The sequence below is a fragment of the Thermanaeromonas sp. genome, from assembly GCF_021890735.1.
Taxonomy (GTDB): domain Bacteria; phylum Bacillota; class DSM-521; order Neomoorellales; family Neomoorellaceae; genus Thermanaeromonas.
In genome coordinates, this window is sequence record NZ_JAKKUR010000142.1 from 1 (window position 1) to 2515 (window position 2515).

Below are 2515 nucleotides of genomic sequence, written 5' to 3' on the forward strand. Positions count from 1 at the left end.
TGGTTATCATCGAGGCCATGTGTAAGATCTTGATAAGCTTCCAGCAGAACCCCTTCTGTCCCACCCTCGCAAACATAGCGTTCCAGGTAATTTTTGTAAGTATCGTAAAAACTTTCAGAAGCCAAATTACCTGCACCTCCTTCCCACAAGAATGCTAGCGTCATCCTCGTGTATACCGTATTTTTCCAGAATTTTTCCTACTATTTCCATCCCGTCATATGTGAGAGATAAATAATCCTTGGGCGGGACGAAGCTCCGCCTTATACCATCAGAACACACTATAAGGGCACACGTTCCTGCCAATTTTACTTCTCTTGTAACCGGATTCAACCTGCGCCCCCCTACCACCCCGGGTTGGGCGTACAAGAGGTCTATCTTTCCGGGCTCCTGAAGGACCCATGCCCTCATATTCCCTACCATAATATACTTTATCAAAGAATCCGACAGGGCGCCTAGAAAGAGGGCGCAACCTCTGTAACGCGCTGCTGTGGCCTCCAACATCGTAAAAAGGGTTTCCAGGTTTTCTTCATGTTTATTCATTACGTTGAAAAGTTCCAGGGCGCAACGGTAGGCTTCCTCCCCATGCCCCAGCACGTCAACAACCGCTGTAACCAGGCTTTTTTCTCCTAAGAACATGTAACAGAAATCTCCGCCCACTTTGTATCCGGCCCTTGGTCTCCAGCAACTCCACAGGCTCCACCCGTGACCGTACAGGTCTTGAATAGATAGAGTCAAAACTTGCGCCTCCTCTTTTCCGTAATGACCACCGTTCCTTTACCCACCTCAGAATAAATAGCAAAAGAGTCCATGAGGCGCTTTACACCGGAAAGCCCTATTCCTAGGCTCCGCTCGTAGGTGGTATATCCCCGGGTGAGCACCAAGTCGACATCGGGGATCCCAGGGCCGCGGTCAGCAGCTATGACCTCTATGCAAGGCCCATCCTTTTCTTCTAACTTTTTTCTTATCATTATGCGGCCTTGGTTGGCATAACGGTAAATATTACGGGCGAGTTCAGAAACAGCAGTGGCAATTTTGGTAACATCAGCTAAGGAAAAACCTGTTTCTTGAGCCAACTGCTTTGCCATTTGCCTGGCTACGGCAATATCTTCTTCCCGAGCTATACGAACTACAACATCAAACTCATGAGCTGGGCTTTCGAGGATAGTATCTATTTTGTCTAAACCCACCTTTTACCCACTCCTAGAGAGAGCTAGCCAGCACCAGGGCATGCTCTAGGTCCCGGGCCACAGTAAGTTCTTCTAGGACGACTCCCATCTGGGCAAGGGTTAAAGCTACCGGGGGCTGGATGCCGCACAGTATCGTGCGGCATCCCATAAGGCGGGCCATGGCAGCAGTCTCGGAGAGGGTATAAGAGATATAGCTATCTATTACCTCCACCATGCGGACATCTAATATTACTGCCTTCGCCCTGGTTCGCTCGATTTCGCGCATTAACTGCTGCTGTAACCTACCAACAGTTCGGTCGTCCAAATCTATCTGGATAGGTACCAGCAAGAAATCTGCTATCTGCAAGATAGGGACCACTCGCTCCAGGTTAGAAGACATCCCCTTCACCACTCTCACGTGATCCGCTTCCGGCCAAGCTCAAGGCTAGCTGACGCCGTTTCTTGCTTTCTTCCATAGTAATGGCGATTCCGCGCCGCAGGGCGTCCTCCAGATCCCGGGCAATAGAAACCATCCGAAAGTCTACTCCAAGCTTGACTAAGGTATGGGCTACCTCCGGTTTGATTCCTGTAAGAATTACTTCTGCGCCCAGCAGCTTAATTGCGTTAAACATCTCAATCAAGAACCCGCCTACCACAGTATCAATCATAGGTACACCAGTAACGTCCACTATAACAACTTTGGCCCGGGCCGAACTGACCCGATTGAGCAATCTTTCTGCGATGTCCTGCGCTCTTTGACTATCGATGTTGCCGATCATGGCTACAAGTAACATGTCTGTCCATATGCGGATTATAGGGGTGGCCAGCTCAGAAAGCATTTGCCTTAGCTGGGATAGAGTATGTTCTTGTTCCCGCCGCAGGCTTGCGGAAACCTGGATTATGTATTGCATAACTTTTACCACCGGGTATTCCGGCAGTTCGTTAGCTATTTGTGTAACTTTTTCGGCTACTTGGTTCTCGCCCAATTCTCCTATTAAAGAGCGTAATACTTCGGTTAGGACTTGCTTTTCTTCTTCCCCCCGGGCAGCAACGGAGACTTCCATCAGTTGCTTCCATAGCTCTGTTTCCCTGGCGGTAGCTCCTAGTTTGCTTGCAATTTCTTCGAATTTGTTAGGGTTCGTCATGCCTTATTCCCTCCGTATATGTCGAACGCTAACTTTTAGATTTTGACATGATTATTTGTTAGATTCTACATTTGCGAGCCATTTCCTTTCAAGAGACAACTGGGCTGAGGGATCACCAGTTTTAAAGAGTAGTGAGGGCGAGAAAGGGGGAGAAAAAAGGAGGAAAATAAGGATCCCCCCGCTAATTTAAATTTAGATACCACT

Annotated in this window: 4 protein-coding genes; all 4 read right to left on the reverse strand. The window is 48.5% G+C overall.

The window, feature by feature from the left end; all coding sequences use genetic code 11:
• Window positions 1–126 precede the first annotated feature (126 nt).
• From L5656_RS11265 to L5656_RS11280, 4 genes are read right to left on the reverse strand one after another with little or no spacing between them, the layout of a single operon-like run.
• Complete coding sequence (locus tag L5656_RS11265) at window positions 127–735, reverse strand: hypothetical protein (protein ID WP_297202992.1); 609 nt, start codon at window positions 733–735, stop codon at window positions 127–129.
• Window positions 732–1187 carry an anti-sigma regulatory factor gene (locus tag L5656_RS11270; protein WP_297202994.1) on the reverse strand — a complete coding sequence of 152 codons (456 nt, stop codon included), beginning with the start codon at window positions 1185–1187 and terminating at the stop codon, window positions 732–734. The genes L5656_RS11265 and L5656_RS11270 overlap by 4 nt, the downstream gene beginning before the upstream one ends.
• Window positions 1188–1200: 13 nt before the next feature.
• Window positions 1201–1566, reverse strand: coding sequence for an STAS domain-containing protein (locus L5656_RS11275; protein ID WP_297202996.1), 366 nt, complete (start codon window positions 1564–1566; stop codon window positions 1201–1203).
• On the reverse strand, window positions 1556–2311 hold the full coding sequence (locus L5656_RS11280) for an STAS domain-containing protein (protein WP_297202998.1): 756 nt from the start codon (window positions 2309–2311) through the stop codon (window positions 1556–1558). Before L5656_RS11280 ends, L5656_RS11275 begins: the two co-directional genes overlap by 11 nt.
• Between the last annotated feature and the right edge of the window lie 204 nt (window positions 2312–2515).

Coding starts and splice junctions, on each gene's coding strand:
- L5656_RS11275 (WP_297202996.1), bottom strand. CDS start 1,566: ATGTCTTCTAACCTGGAGCGAGTGGTCCCTATCTTGCAGATAGCAGAT.
- L5656_RS11280 (WP_297202998.1), bottom strand. CDS start 2,311: ATGACGAACCCTAACAAATTCGAAGAAATTGCAAGCAAACTAGGAGCT.